Source organism: Bradyrhizobium altum (assembly GCF_020889705.1).
Classification (GTDB): Bacteria; Pseudomonadota; Alphaproteobacteria; order Rhizobiales; family Xanthobacteraceae; genus Bradyrhizobium; species Bradyrhizobium altum.
In genome coordinates this window covers 1-4,375 of the sequence record NZ_JACMYP010000433.1, presented here as the reverse complement: position 1 = coordinate 4,375, position 4,375 = coordinate 1, and the positions used below count along the sequence as shown (strand labels likewise).

Here is a 4,375-nt window from a genome sequence, read left to right as displayed (position 1 = left end):
TGATGCCAAAGCGGCCTGAGACGGGCCGACTGAATCGAAGAACTGAAACATCCTTCCGGGGATGAGGAAGTGGAGGTCGCAGATGAGAACGTGTCTTGTTGTCGATGATTCAAGCGTCATTCGCAAGGTTGCCCGCCGTATCCTGGAAGGGCTCGATTTCCAGATCGTCGAGGCCGAGGACGGCGCGAAGGCGCTCGAGGCCTGCAAGCGCGCGATGCCCGAGGCCGTGCTGCTCGACTGGAACATGCCTGTCATGGACGGCTACGAGTTCCTCGGCAATCTCCGCCGCATGCCCGGCGGCGATCAGCCCAAGGTCGTGTTCTGCACCACCGAGAATGACGTCGCGCATATCGCACGCGCGCTGCATGCCGGTGCCAACGAATACATCATGAAGCCGTTCGACCGGGACATCGTCACCGCGAAGTTCCAGGAAGTCGGCTTGATCTAAGTCTACGTTCGATCCGGCGGCAGAAGCCTTCGGCTCAACGGTTGTTGTGCGTCGTGTTGCGTCGCTGGTGAAGTCATGAGTGTTGCGTTGACAAGTACTGCGGTCCCGACATCGACCCGTTCCGACAAGGTGCGGGTGATGGTCGTCGACGATTCCGTGGTCATCCGAGGGATGATCTCGCGCTGGATCGGCGCCGAACCCGACATGGAGGTCGTGGCCTCGCTGCGCACCGGCCTCGATGCCGTGAACCAGCTCGAGCGCTTCAACCCCGACGTTGCGGTGCTCGATATCGAGATGCCCGACCTCGACGGCATCTCGGCGCTGCCGCAGCTGCTGGCGAAGAAGCGCGACCTCGTCATCATCATGGCCTCGACGCTGACCCGCCGCAACGCGGAGATCAGCCTGAAGGCGCTGTCGCTCGGCGCGTCCGACTACATTCCGAAGCCGGAGAGCACGCGCGAGGCGACCGCCGCGGAAACCTTCCGCCACGATCTGATCCAGAAGATCCGTCATCTCGGCGCCAAGGCGCGGCGCAGCACGGTGCATACGGCGGTGAGCCCGCCGCTTGCGCCCGGGCACGACAAGCCGCGCACGGGGCTGGCCCCCACTGCGGCGCCCGTCCAGGTCGCGCGCCGTTCGTTCGGCCTGCTGCAGCCGAAGGTGCTGCTGATCGGCTCCTCCACGGGCGGCCCGCAGGCGCTGATGACGCTGGTCGCAGAGATCGGCCCTGTGATCGATCGCGTCCCGGTGCTGATCACCCAGCACATGCCACCGACCTTCACCACCATTCTCGCCGAGCATCTGGCGCGCACCAGCAAGCGGCCGGCGCATGAGGGGATCGACGGCGAGAGCATCAGGCCGGGTCAGATCTATTTGGCGCCGGGCGGACGCCACATGCGCATCGTCCGTCACGGCATCGATGCCACGATCGCGCTCGACGACGGGCCGCCGGTCAATTTCTGCAAGCCCGCGGTGGATCCGATGTTCACCTCCGCGATCGATGTCTGGCAGGGCAGCATTATGTCGGTGATCCTGACCGGCATGGGCTCCGACGGCATGCGCGGCGGCAAGGACATCGTCGCCGCCGGCGGCAGCGTGATCGCCCAGGACGAAGCGAGCAGCGTGGTGTGGGGCATGCCTGGTGCCGCGGTCAATGCGGGCATCTGCGCCGCCGTACTGCCGCTCAATCAGATCGCGTCGAAGCTTGTTCGCGTGTTTGCCGGAGACCGTTCGTGACGCCGCTGGACTATGAGTATCTGCGTAAGCTGCTGAAGGAACGTTCCGGTCTCGATCTGTCGGCCGACAAGCAATATCTTGTCGAGAGCCGCCTGCTGCCCCTGGCGCGCCGGTCCAACCTCGCCGGCATTCCCGAGCTCGTCCAGAAGATGAAGGGCGGCGCCGAGATGCTGACGTCGGAGGTGGTCGAGGCGATGACCACCAACGAGACTTTCTTCTTTCGCGACAAGATCCCGTTCGATCATCTGAAGGAAGCGGTGCTGCCGGCGCTGGCGCAGGCGCGCGCCGCGCGCCGCAGCTTGCGCGTCTGGTGCGCGGCCTCGTCGACCGGGCAGGAGCCCTATTCGATCGCGATGCTGCTGAAGGAAATGACCGCGCTGTTCACCGGCTGGCGCATCGAGATCATCGCCACCGACCTGTCGCAGGCGGTGCTGGAAAAGTCGAAGGCCGGCCTGTTCAGCCAGTTCGAGGTGCAGCGCGGCCTGCCGATCCAGCTGCTGGTCAAGCACTTCGTGCAGAAGGGTGAGCTCTGGCAGCTCAACGCCGATATCCGCGGCATGGTGCAGCATCGCCAGCTCAATCTGCTGCAGGACATCTCGCATCTCGGCACCTTCGACGTGATCTTTTGCCGCAACGTGCTGATCTATTTCGATCAGCAGACCAAGGCAGGCATCTTCAGCAAGATCTCCCGGATGCTCGAGCCCGACGGCGTGCTGGCGCTTGGCGCGGCTGAATCCGTGGTCGGCATCACCAATCTGTTCAGGCCCTATCCCGACCGCCGCGGGCTCTATCAGCCCAGCACCGCGCCAGTCGCGCGCGCCGGCGCCGCGCATGTGTTGAAGGCGGTCGCGTCCGCTTCGCGTTGAGCTGGAGTTCTCCCATTAGCAGCGCGATGCTGCCTGGTCCGTCATCCTGAGGAGCGCGCACTTGCGCGCGTCTCGAAGGATCGACGGCCACCAGCCGGGCCGTGCACCCTTCGAGGCTCGCTCCGCTCGCACCTCAGGGTGACGGGAAAAAAGCGCGTGCGTCGACGCTCTACAAAATCGCGTGCGGCAGGAAGCGCGATGTGTTGCCGGTGATCGGGTTCTCGTCCTCGCGGATCGACAGCCCGCAGGGCGTGTGATCGACCAGCCAGCTGCCGAGCACGGGGTACTGTCCGGAGAAATTCGGCAGCGGCGCGAGGGCCTGCCGGATGAAGCCTTCGGCGCCGTAGGGGCCTTGCTCCGCGACCAGCGTGATGCCGGCGCTGACCAGTTCGACATTGGCGCCCTCGCGCGAATAGATCGGCTTGCGCACGAACGAGGTGCCGAGCTGCGCAGCCTGCGGATCGTCCTCAAAATAGGCCGGCAGCAAATTGGGGTGGTTCGGGAATATCTCCCACAACAGCGGCAGGATGCCCTTGTTGGACAGGATCGCCTTCCATGGCGGTTCGATCCATTGCGTCGGCGCCGAGCTGAGGTTCTTGCCGAACGCGTCGTGAAACATCCACTCCCATGGATAGAGCTTGAAGGCGAGCGCGATCGGGCTTTCGTCGAGGTCGACGAACTGGCCGTCACTGCGCAGCCCGATCTGCTCGATGTCGAGCAGCGTGGTCTTCAGCCCGGCCTGCGCCGCGGTGTCCTCGAGATAGGCGAGCGTGCCGGCATCCTCGGCATTGCCGGTCAGCCCCGTGAGATGCAGCGGATGGGTCGCGCCGATCGTCTTCCAGGCCTCGATCAGCGCCTCGTGGATCGAGTTGAACTGGTCGGCGCGCTTCGGGATGATGTTGCGTTCGATCGCCTGTTCGAGCCAGGTCCATTGAAACACCGCCGCCTCGAAGATCGATGTCGGCGTGTCGGCATTGTATTCGAGTAGCTTGGCCGGGCCGCTGCCGCTGAATTTGAGGTCGAGCCGGCCGTAGAGGCTCGGCTCCTTGCGGCGCCAGCTTGCCGCGATCAGGTCCCAGAACGCTTCCGGTATCTTCAGCCGGCGCAGATATTGTTCATCCTTGACCGCGCGTCCGGCGAGCTCGAGGCACATCGCGTCGATCTCGCCGGTCGGCGCCTCGATATCGCGCTCGATCTCGTCGAGCGTGAAGGCGTAATAGGCGCGTTCGTCCCAGTAGCGTTCACCGTCGATGGTGTGGAAGGTGAAGCCGGCGCTTTCGGCGGTTGCCTGCCAATCGTCGCGCTCGGAACATGCGATGCGTTGCATGAAGGGGTCCGTGATCTTCAGACGATGCGTGTCAGCTCGATGTCAGCCGCCGCCATGCGAGGGACCGTTGTCGTAGTGGGCGATGGTGCGTGGCGCGCCGCCGAAGCCGCCGGAGGGTGATGTCTGCTCGGGCTTCCGCCTGGCTTTGTGCCCCGCATGGTGATGATTGCGAGCATGGCCTGGCGTCAGGCCCATCGAGGCTGCGCCGATCGCGACGCTTCCCATCAGTTTCAGCCAGACCCGTCGCGAGCGTTTCATGGACGCGATCCTTGCCGTCTACGGAGCCGCGCCGAGTGTCCATCAGCTCCGATCGCCGGGCAAGCGAAAGCGCATGACGACACGGCAAAGTGCGTGTCAGCCACCGCCGAAGCCGAACGCATGCGCGAACGAGCCGAAGCCGCCGCGGCTGACCGACGAGCTTGACGACGAACCCGACGAGGATGAAGAGCCGCCCGATGAGGAGCTACCGCCGTAGAAGCTGCTGCGCGACGAGCCGCC

General features: G+C 64.8%; 5 protein-coding genes. 3 read left to right on the top strand and 2 right to left on the bottom strand.

Features of this window, described 5'->3' with window-relative positions; translation table 11 throughout:
- The first annotated feature begins 82 nt into the window (after positions 1-82).
- The 3 genes from H8B02_RS45635 to H8B02_RS45625 all read left to right on the top strand — a co-directional run bounded on the left by H8B02_RS45635 (position 83) and on the right by H8B02_RS45625 (position 2,550).
- Positions 83-448, top strand: coding sequence for a response regulator (locus H8B02_RS45635; protein WP_018273268.1), 366 nt, complete (start codon positions 83-85; stop codon positions 446-448).
- A gap of 75 nt (positions 449-523) precedes the next feature.
- Entirely contained in the window at positions 524-1,684 is a 1,161-nt protein-coding gene (locus H8B02_RS45630; RefSeq protein ID WP_229172268.1) for a protein-glutamate methylesterase/protein-glutamine glutaminase, read from the top strand.
- Positions 1,681-2,550: a CheR family methyltransferase gene (locus H8B02_RS45625; protein WP_229172267.1), complete on the top strand. Its 870-nt coding sequence runs from the start codon at positions 1,681-1,683 to the stop codon at positions 2,548-2,550. The genes H8B02_RS45630 and H8B02_RS45625 overlap by 4 nt, the downstream gene beginning before the upstream one ends.
- A 169-nt stretch (positions 2,551-2,719) precedes the next feature.
- Here H8B02_RS45625 and H8B02_RS45620 read toward each other — a convergent pair whose 3' ends face one another.
- Both H8B02_RS45620 and H8B02_RS45615 read right to left on the bottom strand, forming a co-directional pair.
- Positions 2,720-3,877, bottom strand: a complete 1,158-nt coding sequence (locus H8B02_RS45620) for a glutathionylspermidine synthase family protein (RefSeq protein ID WP_229172266.1) — start codon at positions 3,875-3,877, stop codon at positions 2,720-2,722.
- A 42-nt stretch (positions 3,878-3,919) separates the two neighbouring features.
- A complete protein-coding gene (locus tag H8B02_RS45615) occupies positions 3,920-4,135 on the bottom strand; it encodes a hypothetical protein (protein WP_229172265.1) in 216 nt (71 codons plus the stop codon).
- Positions 4,136-4,375 lie beyond the last annotated feature (240 nt).

Excerpts from the sequence above, each read along its gene's own strand:
- H8B02_RS45630 (WP_229172268.1), top strand. The coding sequence starts at position 524 with ATGAGTGTTGCGTTGACAAGTACTGCGGTCCCGACATCGACCCGTTCC.
- H8B02_RS45615 (WP_229172265.1), bottom strand. The coding sequence starts at position 4,135 with ATGAAACGCTCGCGACGGGTCTGGCTGAAACTGATGGGAAGCGTCGCG.
- H8B02_RS45635 (WP_018273268.1), top strand. The coding sequence starts at position 83 with ATGAGAACGTGTCTTGTTGTCGATGATTCAAGCGTCATTCGCAAGGTT.
- H8B02_RS45620 (WP_229172266.1), bottom strand. The coding sequence starts at position 3,877 with ATGCAACGCATCGCATGTTCCGAGCGCGACGATTGGCAGGCAACCGCC.